Genomic DNA, 15,328 nt, shown 5'->3' with positions numbered 1-15,328 from the left:
TGCGGCGGGGAGTTCTCAGACGCCGGACCCCAGCACCCGCACGGGCAGGGGGCGCAGCGCCTCCCGCAGCGCACCGGCCAGCTCCTCGTACTCGGCGCCGCGCGCGGTGCCCGTACGCATGGCGAAGGCGATGCGCCGGGTCGGGGCCGGGTCGGCGAAGTAGCCGGTCAGAAGCTGGTTGCTGCGGCTGGTCTCCACCTTGAGCGCCGTACGCGGCAGCAGGGTGACGCCCAGCCCTCCGGCGACGAGCTGGACGAGCGTGGACAGACCGGCGGCCGTCGTGGTCACATCCGCGTCCTCTCGTCCCACCTCGCGGCAGATGTCGAGTGCCTGGTCGCGCAGACAGTGGCCCTCGTCCAGCAGCAGCAGGTTCAGCTCGCGCAGGGCCTGGCGGGGAATCCCGTCCCGCCCGCCGAGCCAGTGGTCGAGCGGGGTGACGAGTACGAAGTCCTCGTCGAAGAGAGGAAGTTCCGTGACACCGGGAACCTGGAGGGGAACGGCGAGCAGCAGCAGGTCGAGACGGCCGCTGGTGAGTCCGTCGAGCAGGCTGGCGGTCTGCTCCTCGTGGACCTGGAGGTCGAGGTCCGGATAGCGGTCGTGAACGAGATTGAGGACCGCCGGCAGCAGGTACGGTGCCACGGTCGGGATCACACCGAGCCGGAGTGCCCCGGTGAAGGGAGCGCGGACGGCCTCGGCCTCCTCCAGAAGTGCGCCGACCTCGTTCAGTACGGCCCTGGCCCGTACGGCGAGACGTTCACCGGCGGGCGACAGGAGCACCTTGCGGGTGGTGCGCTCCAGCAGCGTGACCCCGAGCACCTCCTCCAGGGCGGAGACGGCGCCGGAGAGCGCGGGCTGGCTCATACCGATCGCGGCGGCGGCGTCCCGGAAGTGGAGGTGTTCGGCGACGGCGGCGAAGGCACGCAGCTGGGCGAGACTGGGCTGGCGCCGCCCGTTCCCCTTGGTCCCGCCCATGGCCGTACCCCTTCCCTGTTCCTACCGCTCATACCGCCGGTCACTGATAGACGGCTCCGATCAACGCGACCGAGTGTAGCTATTTCCTGAATCAATGCGCCCTGTGTCAGGATCGAGATCGTCCAACCCATGAGAAACACCTGGTGCCTGCGGTGTTTCTGTGCATCAAGGAGAGCACGTGCTCACTGTCGGTGACAAGTTCCCCGAGTTCGAACTGACCGCCTGCGTCTCGCTGGAGAAGGGCGCGGAGTTCGAGGAGATCAACCACAAGACCTACGAGGGCAAGTGGAAGATCGTCTTCGCGTGGCCCAAGGACTTCACCTTCGTGTGCCCGACCGAGATCGCGGCCTTCGGCAAGCTGAACGACGAGTTCGCCGACCGTGACGCCCAGATCCTCGGCTTCTCCGGCGACTCCGAGTTCGTCCACCACGCCTGGCGCAAGGACCACCCGGACCTGCGCGAGCTGCCGTTCCCGATGATGGCCGACTCGAAGCACGAGCTGATGCGCGCGCTGGGCATCGAGGGCGAGGACGGCTTCGCGCAGCGTGCCGTCTTCATCGTGGACCAGAACAACGAGATCCAGTTCACCATGGTGACCGCGGGTTCCGTCGGCCGTAACCCGAAGGAGGTCCTGCGGGTCCTGGACGCCCTGCAGACCGACGAGCTGTGCCCGTGCAACTGGAGCAAGGGCGAGAACACCCTCGACCCGGTCAAGCTGCTGGCCGGTGAGTGAGCGATGTCCCTCGACTCCCTCAAGTCCGCCGTCCCGGACTACGCCAAGGACCTGAAGCTCAATCTGGGTTCGGTCATCGGCAACTCCGACCTGTCGGCCCAGCAGCTGTGGGGCACCGTGCTGGCCACGGCGATCGCGTCCCGCTCGGCGATCGTGCTGCGCGAGCTGGAGCCCGAGGCGAAGGCGAACCTGACGCCTGAGGCGTACACCGCCGCGAAGTCGGCGGCCGCCGTCATGGCGATGAACAACGTCTTCTACCGCACGCGCCACCTGCTGTCCGACCACGAGTACGGCACCCTGCGCGCGGGCCTTCGGATGAACGTCATCGGCAACCCCGGCGTCGACAAGGTCGACTTCGAGCTGTGGTCGTTCGCCGTATCGGCGATCAACGGCTGCGGGATGTGCCTGGACTCGCACGAGCAGGTGCTCCGCAAGGCGGGTGTGGACCGTGAGGTCATCCAGGAGGCCTTCAAGATCGCCTCGGTGGTCCAGGCGGTCGGCGTGACCCTGGACGCGGAAGCGGTCCTGGCCGCCGAGTAACGGCTGTCGGCCGCAGGGGCCCGTCACCGGCTTTCGCCGGGGACGGGCCCCTGTGCGTGCCGCGTGCCGCGAGACGCGGGGTCAGACGGCCGGTGTCTCCTCCAGGGCCTGGTCCGGCCCCGCGGTTTCCTCCGGGGTCGTGGCGGCGAGGTCCTCCCGCGACTGCTCGGGAGTCGTGCCGTGCGCGTACGACCTCAGATAGCCCACCACCGTGTTCGACACCGCCACCAGCGGCACCGCCACGACCGCTCCGCCGATCCCGGCCACCATCCCGCCCGCAGTCACCGACAGGACGACCGCCAGCGGATGGACGCGGACGGCGCGGCCCAGGATGAACGGCTGCAGGATGTGGCCCTCGATCTGCTGGACGGCCAGGACCACGACCAGCGTCATGATGGCCGTGAAGACGCCCTGGGTCACCAGCGCCACCACCACCGCGAGCGCGCCCGACGCCACGGCGCCGACCAGCGGGATGAAGGAGAAGAGGAAGATGAACACGGCGAGCGGCACGGCCATGGGGACGTTCAGGAAGTAGATGCCCAGGCCGATGAAGGTCGCGTCGATCAGAGCCACTATCACCGTGCCGCGGACGTAGGCCGTCAGCGTGCGCCAGGCTCGCGGGCCCGCACCGGCGACTCCCGGCCGCGCCGCGGCCGGTACCAGTTTCAGGGTCCACTCCCAGATGCGCCGGCCGTCGTAGAGCAGGAAGAGCGTCGAGAAGACCGTCAGCAGGATGCCGGTCAGTGCCTCGACCACGACCTGCACGCCTTCGAGACCCGCCGACGTGATCTGGTCGGTGTTCGCACCGATCGCCTCGCGCAGGTTCTTCGCTATCTGGTTGATCTGCTTGTCCGTGACGTGGAAGGGGCTGTTGAGCAGCCACTTGCGCAACTCGTCGATGCCGTCCTGGATCTGGTTGGAGAGCGAGTCGATGTTCTCCATGACCTGCCAGGTCACGAACCAGCCGATGAGGCCCATGATGACGAAGCCGAGGATCGCGGTCAGCGCGGTCGCCGGCCCTCTCGGTACCCCGAGGCGTCTCAGCCGCGACACGGTCGGCTGCAGCAGCGCCGTGATGAGCAGCGCGCAGACGAACGCCAGGACTACAAGCTGCACGGCGCTGATGACCCGCATCAGCACCCAGACCGTGCCCGCGAGCACGAGCAGGCGCCAGCCCGCCTCGGCCGCGACCCGCACGCCCCACGGCACCGCTTCGACGGGCTGCGGACGCGCCTTTGTTTCGGGCGTGGGGGCCGGGGGCGGCGGGACGCTGACCGGCGCCGGAGGCGGTCCGGGCGTGTGCTCCTTCTCGACCTCGGCGCGGCGCTCGTCGAGCTTTTCGCCCACCTGGGTCAGTCCGGCGCCGAGCCGGGACAGCCAGCCTGGCACTTGCGACATGATCCGTCCTCTTCCCCCGAGTCCCCGGGTGCTCCCCACCACTCCCCCCTGGAGTCGTCGGTTCCGACCGTACATGGCGGGCCCGCGGGCATAAAGCAACGGAGCCCCTCACCGGAAAGACGGTGCGGGGCTCCGAGAAATTGAGCGGTCACGCCCGAACGGGAGGCGGGACTCTAGTACGCGTTGTGGACCTGCCAGAACGACCAGGCATCGCAGGGGCTGCCATACCGCTCGTTCATGTAGTTCAGGCCCCACTTGATCTGGGTGGCCGGGTTGGTCCGCCAGTCGGCGGCCACGCTCGCCATCTTGATGCCGGGGTTGGACTGGACGAGACCGTAGGCGCCGGAACTCGGGTTGACCGCCTGGTAGTTCCAGCCGGATTCGCGGGTCACGATGTTGCTGAAGCACTGGTACTGGCCCGCGCCCACGATCTGACGCGCCATCGCCTGGATCTGCGCGACGGTGTAGGAGCTCTGGACCGGGAAGCTGGAGGCGTCACGGGTGGCCGAGCGGCTGGCCTGCTCCTGGGCCTCCTTGCGCGCCTTGGCTTCCTCTTCGGCCTGCTGCGCGGCCTTCTGCTTGGCCACCGCGTCAGCGGCCGCCTGCTTGCGGGCCGACTCCTCGGCGACCTTCTTGGCGCTCGCGTCGGCGGCGATGGCCTGTGCGTCGGCCTGCTGCGTCAGGGACGCGGTCTGCACCTGGGCCTGCTGACCCGCCGGGATGTCGGCGAGAAGCGTCGTGTCGCTTGCCGTCGCCTCGGCGTCGTTTCCGGGCTGGCCGGTGCTGCCCGAGGCAACACCTGTGACGGCGCCTACAGCGGTGACCGCGGTGGCCGAAGCCACTGCGAATCCCCGGACCGAAATCCGGCTCACACGGTTTTCCTTCCAGCATCGCCCGCTTCGGTGACCCTGGCGGACGCAATCGTGCCCCTGGCGCTGGCCTCCCAACTGCGGGGTCACGGGAGGCACGGGCCCGGTGGGCAACTCCCGGGAGGGGAGCGGCCACGTGACGCTCGGGCGGCATACGACGGCTGTATGGAGTTCTGATGCTTCTGTTGTGCCGTACCGCTGGGGGTACAAGTGTGCCGTATGCGGGGCCTGACAGGAGTGAGACTCTGCCGTAACCGGATGCCGGGTGGCAATTCTGCGCCGAGTGTGAAAGCTCACATCTCGTTTGGCCCACGCGGTTCACGGAAAAGCCCACACATCACGATGCCGCCCGGCTAGGCTCTACGCCTTTGCCGGACGGCACCAACTGACGGGTAGCTACCCCAAGTCGACCACTGGGTTCAGATCTGCCCTTCCTCGAGCATTTCGGTCACAAGGGCCGCGATCTGGGACCTCTCGGACCGCGTGAGTGTCACATGGGCGAAGAGCGGATGCCCCTTCAGTTTCTCCACGACGGCGACGACTCCGTCGTACCGCCCCACCCTCAGGTTGTCCCGCTGGGCGACGTCATGCGTGAGGACCACGCGTGAATTCGCACCGATCCGGGACAGAACGGTCAGCAGCACATTCCGTTCCAGCGACTGGGCCTCGTCCACGATGACGAAGGCGTCGTGGAGCGAGCGGCCCCGGATATGGGTGAGCGGGAGAACCTCCAGCATGCCCCGCGCGGTGACCTCTTCGATGACCTCGCGGCTGGTGACCGCGGACAGCGTGTCGAAGACCGCCTGCGCCCAGGGGCTCATCTTCTCCGCCTCGGTGCCCGGCAGATAGCCGAGCTCCTGGCCGCCGACCGCGTACAGCGGCCGGAAGACCATCACCTTCTGGTGCTGCCTGCGCTCCAGCACCGCCTCGAGGCCCGCGCACAGCGCCAGCGCCGACTTGCCGGTGCCGGCCCGGCCGCCCATCGACACGATGCCCACGTCCTGGTCGAGCAGCAGATCGAGAGCGATCCGCTGCTCCGCGCTGCGGCCCTTGATGCCGAACGCCTCCCGGTCGCCGCGCACCAGGCGGACACTGCCCTCCGCCGTGACACGCCCGAGCGCCTTGCCCCGCTCCGACTGGATCGTCAGACCGGTGTGCACGGGCAGGCCCGCCGCCTCGGGGACGTATACATGCCCTTCTTCGAAGAGGAGGTCCACCTGCTCCGCAGCGAGGGTCAGTTCGGACATACCGGTCCAGCCGGAGGAGTCCGTGATGGCGAGCTCGGCGCGATACTCCTCGGCCAGGAGTCCGACCGAGGACGCCTTGATCCGCAGGGGCAGGTCCTTCGACACGACGGTGACGTCGAACCCCTCCGCCTGCAGATTGCGGGCGACCGCCAGGATGCGGGAGTCGTTGTCCCCCAATCGGTAGCCGGTGGGCAGCACGCTGGGGTCCGAGTGATTGAGCTCGACCCGGAGGGTCCCGCCGAGGTCCCCGGTCGGGATGGGGGCGTCGAGGCGGCCGTATCGAACGCGGTAGTCGTCGAGCAGACGAAGGGCCTGCCGCGCGAAATACCCGAGTTCGGGATGGTGCCGCTTGGCCTCCAGCTCCGTGACCACGACCACGGGGAGCACGACCTCGTGCTCCTCGAAGCGGGTCATCGCGTTCGGGTCGGCCAGCAGGACGCTGGTGTCGAGAACATAAGTGCGCCTGTCTGACTTGCGGCGCTTTGCGCTGGTCACCACGGAAGGACGTACCCCCTCGGAAGAGGTCGGGGAGCGACGGAGTGGAGTGCCGGGTGGGGCTGGGCGGGAGAGATCCCGACCGGTCGACGGCCGCGATGCACGGGCCGAAAACCGGCCCTCCACTGCTTCTTCCGTGCCGAGATCGCACGGTGGGGCTGGTGCAAAGGGCCTCCCGGGCGGACGGCCCCGAGCCGTCCGCTGAGATACGACACCCGTGGTTCGGGTGTCGACCTGCTTGGCTTATGCCCTCGAACATGCGCTGCCATGCCACGGCATATGACGGCGCCTAGGTGAACTCCCTGTTAAAGCCCGCGTCCGAGTGGGTGATGCCCGGACCCCGGTATGAAGAGGGGGAATTCGGGTTACGGCACAAAGGGTGGCCCGAAGCGCGCACCCGGCCACTCGGCAAGGGGACGCGGGAGAACGCGGGGAGGTGCGGGGAGGGTCGTGTCTCAGCCGCCGTAGCGGCGGTGTCGCGCCGCATAGTCGCGCAGCGCGCGCAGGAAGTCGACCTTGCGGAAGGCCGGCCAGAAGACCTCGCAGAAGTAGTACTCCGAATGGGCCGTCTGCCAGAGCATGAATCCGGACAGGCGCTGTTCGCCACTCGTGCGGATCACCAGATCGGGGTCGGGCTGGTCACTCGTGTAGAGGTGCCGGCCGATCAGGTCGGTGTCGACGGACTCGGCCAGGTCTTCCATGGAGACGCCCTTGTCATGGGCGTCGAGCAGCATGGAACGGACCGCGTGGGCGATCTCCTGGCGACCGCCGTAGCCGATGGCGACGTTGACCAGTATCCCCTTGACGTGCGCGGTGGCCTCCTCGGCCTCCTTGAGGGCGGACTGCATCTGCGGGGGCAGCAGATCGCGCACCCCCACGTGGTGCACACGCCAGCGGCCGTCGGCGGCGAGCGAGCGGACGACGTCCTCGATGATCCCGAGGAGCGGGACCAGTTCCTCCTTGGGCCGGTCGAAGTTGTCCGTGGACAACAACCAGAGCGTGACGACCTCGACGTCCGTCTCGGCGCACCAGCCGAGGAACTCCTCGATCTTGTCGGCCCCGGCCCGGTGGCCCTGCGCGGCGGTCGAGCCCGCCGCCTTCGCCCAGCGGCGGTTGCCGTCCATGATGACGCCGATGTGCCCCGGGACCTGAGCGTGGTCCAGGTGGCCCTCCACCCGGCGTGCGTACAGCCTCACCAGCAGGCCGCGCAGCTTGTCGCGCAGGTTCACGTGATTGTCAGCCCCTCCGTGCGGATCAGACAGGTACAGGAGTACGTGTACCCCGTCAGATGGCGGCCCCCGGGGGCGAAGCCTACCCCCGCGAAACCGGGCCCCACCAAGAGGTGTCAGCGCGCTGCCCCGGGTTCGTATCCGCGAACAGGGTGGCACGGGACGGGCGTCCCCGCGCGGCAGGGGCGTCCCCCGCGCCGGGTGGACACGTACTCCACGACGGACGGCGGACCCAGGTGGGCGGGTACGGACGGGCCGAAGGGGAGCATTCCGGACGGCCAAATAAAACGGGCCGGTCCGTGGGGGGGAGACGGACCGGCCCGAGGGGGGGTTTCCACCATAACCCTTCGTAAGTGATGCTGGGTGCATCAGCGGGCCACAATTACTCTCCGAATTCGATCGGCAACGTGACGCCGCCGCCGGAACCGTTCAATCAAGGCGCGCACATGGCTGGATCACAGCGGATTCCAAGGAATTAGGGCCGAATCCAGAGGTATCCAAAGGGGCCCGAGGGATGTAAGGGTCCTTCCGGGACTCCTGGCGACACCCCCGGGCGTACTCCCGGTGGGTGACCCGCGACAGGCACGTTCACTTGACGCCAGTGCGCACGCCCGACGCCACCGCCGGCCCTTGGTGCCGGCGCTACCGTCGTCAGTCATGACCACGTTCACCGTCATAGGGACATCAGACCCGGTGCCGCTGGAGATCGCCCGGTCGGCACGGGCGCGCCGGCGCGGCCTGCTGGGGCGGGACGGGATCGAGGGGGCGCTGCTGCTGAGCCCGGCGAACGCGGTGCACACGCTGGGGATGCGGTTCGCCGTCGACGTGGCCTACCTGGACCGGACGTTGCGGGTCATCGCGGTCCGCACGATGCGGCCGGGGCGGATCGGACTGCCACGCCCTCGCGCTCGCCACGTCCTGGAGGCCGAGGCGGGGATGCTGGAGCGATGGGGACTGCGGCCCGGGACACGCGTGGCCGTGCGGGACGCCTGACGGCGTGTCGGCGCGGGCGCACGACGCCGCGCAGCCCCCTCCACTGCGCGATGCCAACCGCGCAGCTTTGCTCACGCGAATTTTCTTGCACTGAAGTTACGTGAGCTGAGGGCGGGAGGCGAGCCGCCCTCGATAACGATGTGGAAACCCTTGAACTGCCGTCTCGTCCCCCGGACAGCGGTCTCGCCGGGTCAGTTCGACGGCTTGCGCGCCTCGATCAGGAAGCGGCTGCTGTGGGCCACGAAGGGCCCCTCCGACTCGATCCGCTCGTGCAGGGACCGCAAGCGCGTCTCGTACCGCTCCACGGTGAAGTCCGGCACCATCCAGATCACCTTGCGCAGAAAGTGGACGACGGCCGCGATGTCGTGGAACTCCATGCGCAGCCGGGCCGTCCGGAGACCGGTCACCTCGAGCCCGGCGGCCTCGGCCGCGGCCTCGGCGCGTTTCGGGTCGCGGGCACCGCGGACCTGCTCCGGCTGCGGTCCGAGGAAGTACTCGACCACCTCGAACGCGCTCGCCGGACCCACCTGCTGGGACACGTACGTGCCGCCGGGACGCAGGACGCGGGCGATCTCGTGCCAGTGGGTGCGCACCGGGTGCCGGCTGGTGACGAGGTCGAAGGCGGCCTCGCCGAACGGCAGTGGGTCGTCCTCGGGCGAGGCGACGACCACCGCGCCGCGCGGATGGAGCAGAGCTGTGGCCTTGGCGATGTTCGGCGGCCAGCCCTCTGTGGCGGCGGTCAGCGGAGGCAGCACCGGAGCGGAGGCGAGGACCTCTCCTCCCCCGGTCTGGATGTCGAGCGCCGCGGACGCGTGCGCCAGCCGGTCCGCCATCATGCGCGCATACCCCCAAGGGGGTCGTTCTTCCGTGGCCCGGCCCTCGAACCAGGAGAAGTCCCATCCGTCGGTGGAGGCGTCGACGGCTTCCCTGACGAGGTCTTCGAACACAGAGCCACGGTTCATACGACGATGCTCCCAGCGGAGGGGAGGGGAACGCGACGGGATTTCGCACGCCCGGCCCTCACCGGGGAGGCGGGCCGCCCGCACACGTGTTCACCGCTCGGCGGTCCGAGGGCGTTCGTAGTGCAGGAGCACGACCCCGTTGCCGAACCGCCGGGTCTCGATCAGCCGGAGGGCGGTCATGACGTCACTCTCGGCGAAGAGGCGCTGGCCGCGGCCGACGAGGATCGGGTGGACGTACACCCGGAACTCGTCCACCAGATCGTGCCGCAGGAACTCGGCGGCGAGAGTGGCGCCGCCCAGCGCGAGGTCGCCGCCGTCCTGCGCCTTGAGCGCGAGAATGTCGTCCACGACCACGTCCCGGACGATGGTGGTGTGCCAGTCGGCGTGTTGCAGGGTCCGGGAGAACACGACCTTCGGCATGTTCCGCCAGATCCGCGCGTACTCGACCATGGGCCCGGTGCGCTGCGGGTCGGCGTCCGCGGTGGGCCAGAAGCCGGCCATGAGCTCGTGGGTCACGCGCCCGCTGAGGAAGGCGCCCATGTCCCCCAGCACGTCATTGAAGTGCCGGTGCAGCTCGTCGTCCACGAGATGCCAGTCGATCTCCCGGTTCGGGCCCTCCATATAGCCGTCCAGAGACATGGACATCATCAGGACGATCTTTCTCATGGCAGCTCCCGGTTCTGACGCCGACCGACTGGACGCCACGAGCATCGCGCAGCCCCGCCGCGCGGGCGGGGAGGCGGCCCCGGGAATTCGCCCCCTCCTACGAGGAGCCGCCCCCGGACGTGCCTCCCCTGGGGAACGACACCTCCACGCGGCGGTTCTTGCGGCGGCCCTCCTCGGTGGAGTTGTCGGCGATCGGGTAGTCCTCGCTGTAGCCGCGCACCTCGAAGGTGACGTTCCCGCCGAGGCTCGCGGCCAACTGGTCGTGGACCGCCTCCGCACGCTGCTTGGACAGGACCAGGCCGTGGGCATAGGTACCGAGGTTGTCGGTGAAGCCGAAGACACGGACGTCCGTGGCGTGCTGCTTCTTGATCTCGTTCGCGATGGCGTCGATACGGGTGCGGGCCTCGGGGTTCAGCTTGGCGCTGTCCTTGGAGAACAGCACCTCCGCCTGGAGCGCGAAGGTCACGCTCGCGTTGGTGTCCTCCCGGCGCTCCTCACCACCGAGATCCTCCACGACGGACTTGATGTCCAGCACCTTGGCCGGCGCGAGCGTGGCCCCGTCGGCAAGCTTCAGCCCCGGGCTCGACGGGTCGACGGAGGGGGGCGAAGGGGTGGTGACGCTCCCGGGGGGCGCGCTGGGGGTGGGGTCGGCGGTGGCTCGGGGCGCGGCGGTGAGCGTGAGAAGGGCCAGGAGGCAGAGGGTGGTGGCGAGGCGGGGAGCGGGGGGCATGGTGGGTCACCCCTCGGAGATGTCGATGGAGGCTGGGGGCATGGCGCCGACCTCGAAGTCGACCTGGGCGGTGCCTTGCGGCGGCGCCGGGAACTGGGCGAACCAGTCGGCAGTTTGCCCCTGCTTGACTGGCCCGTCGAACTTCGTGCACAGGCAGCGCCCTGTGGTGTCCCGAAGAACCAGATACTTCTTTTTTCCCTTCTGGTCGATCAGGCTGGCGCCCGCTACGGATGATCCGTTCAGGGTCAGCTCCCGTTCGTCGCCCCGCCAGTTCTGCGCGAGCCAGATGTCGTTCGTATTGTTCGTCACCGATCCTTCCACGGTGACGAAACCCCCAGCGTCACGCTTGGCGGACGTGATGGTCAGCGTCAGCCCGCTCTCTCCTTTGACTTCGGCCAGGACAGGGTTGGACTGGGGTGTCTGCGACTCCTGTCGCTCACCGCCGCTGCTCCGCGCGGAAGCCGGGGGCCTCTCGTCCGACTTGCTGCCGCCTCCCCCGCCACAACCGGCCACCGTGAGGAGCAGCCCGCTCGTGATCGCGACCGCGCTGAGCGCCCTGCGGCCCTTCATGGCGTGCCGAAATTCCATCGGTACAGCTTCCTTTCACTTGACCAGGTGCACGGAGAACAGCACGGACGCGTCAGGGAGGTCGTCCGATGTGAAGTGTCCGGGGTCGATGTCGACGGCATGACCGTCACAGTCCAGCTGCACGGGCTTCTTCGGGTCGGCATCGGACGCGAAGGTGCAGCGCGGCTGGATCACGGCGATGGCCTCGGCCTTGGCGTGCTGAGCCTGCGTGCCCGGGATGATGGACTTCCCGACCGTGTACCGGGTCACGATGGACACCTGGTATCCGGGATAGCCGTCCACGATGGTCGGTACGGCACCGCCCTGCACAGTCGAGTCGTTCTCGCCGGCGAGCCGGTCGGCCGCAGCGGTGGCCCCCGTGCCCTGGAAGCCGTTTCCCTTCAGCCAGTCCAGCCAGTGGTCGTCATGGCCGATGGCTGCCTGTAGCTCAGTCATCAACTCGTCGCGGGAGTCCTGCGCGGCTGCCAAAGCCGCAGCGTCCGCCGCGGATTGGGCACCATTGCGGGCGGACGCTGCTTGCGCGAACACAAAGAAGGCGACTGCTGCAAAGAGGAGAATCCCGGTCAACCAGATGTAGATCGGAAGGGTTTGGCCTCGATCACCGCTCAACCGTACAAAGGTCAGCCACCGCCGCCGACCACGCTGTTGACCGCGTTGTAAATCGCCTTGGAAATCAGGCCGTCCAGACCCAACCCGTCGATCAGCGTAAAGATCCCGGCAATGATGATCATCAACCCGGCATACTCCACGAACCCCGCCCCGGCATCCCCCCGCATGCGGGAGGCGACCACGCGCATCCACCCGCTGATCCCGCGCCTCACCCTCGTCATCACAGCCCCTGCCCTCCCGCCCGATGCGGCTGCCAGCAACCCAAGCACCGTACGTGAAGCGGTACTTACTGCGAGTGGGCCCAGGGGCCCAACTTCTCCGTGACCGCGAGGTCATCGCCCCCACCCCTCCCGCGCCGTTCCCAGCCAGTACGCGATCGCCTCGCTGCGCGAAGAACTGTGCAGCTTCGCGAAGATGCGGTTGATGTGGTTCTTGACGGTCTTCTCGCTGATGAAGCAGGCGGCGGCGATCTGCCGGTTGTTCATACCGGACGCGATGAGATCCATGACCTCCACTTCCCTCGAACTCAGCCCGAAGTCCAGCCACCCCGCGGCCCGCCGTCGCGGACCCCCCGCACGGCCGGACCGCGCCGTCGGCGACTGTGCCACAGCGTGTTGCAGGTGCGAATGCGTTTCCCTCGGTTCGTAGGAACCGCCGATCGAGGACAGGACAGACGGAACGGGGCAGCGCCTCCCCGCCCCGACCTCCCGTACCGCGGCCACCAGTTCGGCCGCCGTGAACTCGCCGTGCACCAGATACCCGGTGGCTCCACGGCGCAGCGCCTCCGCCGCCACCTCGGGTTCCCTGCTGTACGTCAGCATCATCACGGAGGCCAGGCGGGCGAGGCCGGGCAGTGCGGTCAGGCCGTCCGTGCCGGGCATGCGGACGTCCAGCAGGATGACATCGGGACGGTGCCGGACGGCGTACGCCAGCGCCTGCCCGCCGTCGGCCGCCTCCGCGACCACCTCGATGTCGCGGTGGACGGCCAGCAGCGCGGCCAGGCCGGCCCGTACGACCGGATTGTCGTCGGCCACCAGAATGCGCAGGATCGGGCCGGGAAGTGCCTGGTCAGGCATGTGCGGCCTCCTCTTGGGGGATGTGGGGCGGAGTGACGGGCAGGGGGACGTGCAGCACGATCCGGGCGCCGCCGAGCGATGAGGGGCCCAGGCTGAGGCTGCCCCCCAAGGACGCTGCGCGCTCCGTCATGCCGAGCAGCCCGAAGTGGCCGGATCTCGCCAGTTCCTCGGGCGCGGTGTCCGGGGGCAGGCCGACGCCGTCGTCTTCGACGGAGAGGTCGAAGGCCGTGCCCTGAGCGGTGTCGAGTGCGAGATGTACGCGAGTGGCATGGGAGTGGCGATGGGTGTTCTCCAGCGCCTCCGAGACGATCGCCAGGACGTCGCGTGCCGTCGGGTAATGCAGGAGCAGGGGAGTTCCCGGTGCGCTCACATCGGCCGGCGTCGCGGTCCGTGCCGCGAACTCGTGGAGCACGACGTCGAGTTCGGCCGCAAGGTCCAGGCGCGCGGTCGCGGTGTCCGTACGGCGCCGCAGGTCCGACAACAGGTCCCTGGACTGCGCTGCCGCTCTGCGGGCCGCGCCCGCCACCAGGGCCGACTGGCGTCGGAGGGTCTCGGGGTCGCCCTCGTCGGCCGAGGCGGCGAGGGCATCCGCCGCGAGGGCCAGGCCGTGCAGGGTCTTGGCCACGGAGTCGTGCATCTCGCGGGCGAGCCGGGCGCGTTCGTACTCCACGGCCTGGGCCGCCGCGAGGCGTGCGTTCGCCTCCGACAGGGCCTCGCTCGCCGTGCCGAAGCGGAAGAGCAGATTGCGCAGGGTGACTCCGATGACGCCGGCGGCGACGCAGAATCCGGCGACGAGCAGGGTGCTGGTGCCGGCGCCGGGGCGGTGCTCCCAGGCTCGGAAGCCCGTGAGGACGACGGCCAGCTGGAGTCCGGTGAGGATGCCCGCGCCACGCCAGCCGTAGAGCAGTCCGGACAGGAGCGGGGTGCAGACCGTGGCGTAGGCGAGAGGGGAGGCGGGGGACGCGGTCAGCAGGAGCGTGGCGACGAAGAGCAGGTCGAGCGCCATCAGCTCGGGGTGGGCGAGGAGGCGCGGGCCGACCCGGTCCCAGTCGCGCAGCAGGGCGTACGACGTCATGACGCCGAGGACGGCTGCGGCGAGCACCGCGTAACGGGAGGCACCGTGGGAAGGGGTGTGCGCCAGAGCGAACGGCGCCCCGACCACCACCATGGCGAGGCGTACGGCGACGGTCTGGCGGCACAGCGACTGCAGCGCGCCCAGCTGGAGGCGGACGCCGGCCGGGGGCGGGGCGTCGTCCTCCAGGTACCCGGAGGCGGGGCGCGGGGCGCGGCTGCTCATCATCGGCCCTGACCTGTCCGTCATCGGCCCAGAATCGAGCCGAAGTCCGCACCCGAGCCCAGGAACATGCCGGTTGCGATGAGGATCATCGTGGCCGGGAGCATGAAGACCAGGGTGACCAGCGTGGCCTTGGGGATCGTCTTCGCGGCCCGCCGGCGGGCGTTCTGGGCGTCCGTGCGCCGCATGTCCGTGGCCAGCTGGATCAGGGTCTCGGCGATCGGGGAGCCGAGTTCCTCCCCCTGCTGAAGGGCCGAGACGAACTGGGCGACCTGCTCGGAGGAGTTGCGTCTGCGCAGCTCGTCGAAGGCCTGGCGGCGGCTGACCCCCATGTCCATCCGGCGCAGGGTGATGCGAAGCTCGTCCGCCCACGGTCCCTCGTACTTCTCGGCGACCCGGTCCAGGGCCTGGCGAAAGCCCAGCCCCGCCGAGACGACGACCGCGAGGACGTCCAGGAAGTCCGGGAGCGTACGGTCGATGACGTCCTTGCGCTCACGGACGGCCTGCCAGATGTGCGCGTCGGCGGCGAGCAGCCCGAAGGCGAGCGTGCCCGCGGCAAGCAGCGGGTGACCGCCGGTCAGGAAGACCAGGCCCATCAGGACACCGAAGACACCGTAGACCGCCCGGCGCGCGGCGTACCGGTGCACGGTGAGACCGCCGGGGTTGCCGGCCATGTCGATGCGGCGGCGCTTGGCGTCCACGCGGCCCGGGCCCATCAGGCGCAGCACGAGCGGGGCGAAGCGCATGCCCAGACGGTCGACCGCGGATCCCGCCCTGGAGACACGGGTGGCTCCCACCTCGAGGGCGAGCGCCAGGTCGCCCGGGAGCTTCGCGTCCGCGCGGATCATGCGGACGCCGAGGAGGATGCCCGCGACGGAGGCCGCCATGAGCAGGGCGAGGAGCAGGGGCAGCAGCACGGTCTCCCCC

17 protein-coding genes are annotated in these 15,328 nt (G+C 69.3%); 3 read left to right on the top strand and 14 right to left on the bottom strand.

From position 1 onward, the window contains the following. Positions 1-15: 15 nt before the first annotated feature. Complete coding sequence (locus ABZ845_RS18750) at positions 16-972, bottom strand: LysR substrate-binding domain-containing protein (RefSeq protein WP_360980592.1); 957 nt, start codon at positions 970-972, stop codon at positions 16-18. Between the two features lie 178 nt (positions 973-1,150). On the opposite strand from ABZ845_RS18750, the gene ABZ845_RS18745 reads away from it, so the two are divergent. Both ABZ845_RS18745 and ABZ845_RS18740 read left to right on the top strand, forming a co-directional pair. Beyond that, positions 1,151-1,705, top strand: coding sequence for a peroxiredoxin (locus tag ABZ845_RS18745; RefSeq protein WP_360980589.1), 555 nt, complete (start codon positions 1,151-1,153; stop codon positions 1,703-1,705). Positions 1,706-1,708: 3 nt separating this feature from the next. After that, positions 1,709-2,245, top strand: a complete 537-nt coding sequence (locus ABZ845_RS18740; protein WP_360980586.1) for an alkyl hydroperoxide reductase — start codon at positions 1,709-1,711, stop codon at positions 2,243-2,245. A gap of 81 nt (positions 2,246-2,326) precedes the next feature. On the opposite strand, the gene ABZ845_RS18735 is transcribed toward ABZ845_RS18740, so the two are convergent. The 4 genes from ABZ845_RS18735 to ABZ845_RS18720 form a co-directional block, all read right to left on the bottom strand. Then, positions 2,327-3,643: an AI-2E family transporter gene (locus ABZ845_RS18735; protein ID WP_360980583.1), complete on the bottom strand. Its 1,317-nt coding sequence runs from the start codon at positions 3,641-3,643 to the stop codon at positions 2,327-2,329. A gap of 173 nt (positions 3,644-3,816) precedes the next feature. After that, on the bottom strand, positions 3,817-4,515 hold the full coding sequence (locus ABZ845_RS18730) for a transglycosylase SLT domain-containing protein (protein WP_360980580.1): 699 nt from the start codon (positions 4,513-4,515) through the stop codon (positions 3,817-3,819). Between the two features lie 416 nt (positions 4,516-4,931). Then, entirely contained in the window at positions 4,932-6,257 is a 1,326-nt protein-coding gene (locus ABZ845_RS18725; RefSeq protein WP_360980577.1) for a PhoH family protein, read from the bottom strand. Positions 6,258-6,709: 452 nt separating this feature from the next. Continuing rightward, complete coding sequence (locus ABZ845_RS18720; RefSeq protein WP_360980574.1) at positions 6,710-7,483, bottom strand: isoprenyl transferase; 774 nt, start codon at positions 7,481-7,483, stop codon at positions 6,710-6,712. 657 nt (positions 7,484-8,140) lie between these two features. Here ABZ845_RS18720 and ABZ845_RS18715 point away from each other — a divergent pair. Then, positions 8,141-8,476: a DUF192 domain-containing protein gene (locus tag ABZ845_RS18715; RefSeq protein ID WP_360980571.1), complete on the top strand. Its 336-nt coding sequence runs from the start codon at positions 8,141-8,143 to the stop codon at positions 8,474-8,476. Positions 8,477-8,667: 191 nt separating this feature from the next. On the opposite strand, the gene ABZ845_RS18710 is transcribed toward ABZ845_RS18715, so the two are convergent. The 9 genes from ABZ845_RS18710 to ABZ845_RS18670 form a co-directional block, all read right to left on the bottom strand. Further along, on the bottom strand, positions 8,668-9,438 hold the full coding sequence (locus ABZ845_RS18710; protein ID WP_360980568.1) for a class I SAM-dependent methyltransferase: 771 nt from the start codon (positions 9,436-9,438) through the stop codon (positions 8,668-8,670). A 90-nt stretch (positions 9,439-9,528) separates the two neighbouring features. Continuing rightward, entirely contained in the window at positions 9,529-10,104 is a 576-nt protein-coding gene (locus tag ABZ845_RS18705; RefSeq protein ID WP_360980565.1) for a dihydrofolate reductase family protein, read from the bottom strand. A gap of 97 nt (positions 10,105-10,201) precedes the next feature. Then, positions 10,202-10,834, bottom strand: a complete 633-nt coding sequence (locus tag ABZ845_RS18700) for an OmpA family protein (RefSeq protein WP_360980562.1) — start codon at positions 10,832-10,834, stop codon at positions 10,202-10,204. Positions 10,835-10,840: 6 nt separating this feature from the next. Further along, positions 10,841-11,422 (bottom strand): hypothetical protein, encoded by a 582-nt coding sequence (locus tag ABZ845_RS18695; RefSeq protein WP_360980559.1) that lies wholly within the window; start codon positions 11,420-11,422, stop codon positions 10,841-10,843. Between the two features lie 15 nt (positions 11,423-11,437). Next, positions 11,438-12,031, bottom strand: a complete 594-nt coding sequence (locus tag ABZ845_RS18690; protein ID WP_360980557.1) for a pilus assembly protein TadG-related protein — start codon at positions 12,029-12,031, stop codon at positions 11,438-11,440. Between the two features lie 11 nt (positions 12,032-12,042). Then, on the bottom strand, positions 12,043-12,252 hold the full coding sequence (locus ABZ845_RS18685) for a hypothetical protein (protein ID WP_360980718.1): 210 nt from the start codon (positions 12,250-12,252) through the stop codon (positions 12,043-12,045). A 111-nt stretch (positions 12,253-12,363) separates the two neighbouring features. Continuing rightward, the gene (locus ABZ845_RS18680; protein ID WP_360980554.1) at positions 12,364-13,107 is read right to left on the bottom strand and encodes a response regulator transcription factor; all 744 of its coding nucleotides are present in this window, start codon (positions 13,105-13,107) and stop codon (positions 12,364-12,366) included. Then, positions 13,100-14,428 carry a histidine kinase gene (locus ABZ845_RS18675; RefSeq protein WP_360980551.1) on the bottom strand — a complete coding sequence of 443 codons (1,329 nt, stop codon included), beginning with the start codon at positions 14,426-14,428 and terminating at the stop codon, positions 13,100-13,102. Before ABZ845_RS18675 ends, ABZ845_RS18680 begins: the two co-directional genes overlap by 8 nt. Further along, on the bottom strand, positions 14,425-15,315 hold the full coding sequence (locus tag ABZ845_RS18670; protein WP_360980715.1) for a DUF5936 domain-containing protein: 891 nt from the start codon (positions 15,313-15,315) through the stop codon (positions 14,425-14,427). The genes ABZ845_RS18675 and ABZ845_RS18670 overlap by 4 nt, the downstream gene beginning before the upstream one ends. Between the last annotated feature and the right edge of the window lie 13 nt (positions 15,316-15,328).

It is taken from the genome of Streptomyces sp. NPDC047022 (assembly GCF_040644155.1).
In the GTDB taxonomy this organism is placed as follows: domain Bacteria; phylum Actinomycetota; class Actinomycetes; order Streptomycetales; family Streptomycetaceae; genus Streptomyces.
Note: the sequence above shows the minus strand (reverse complement) of the source record. Positions and strands in the feature narration are given on the sequence as shown.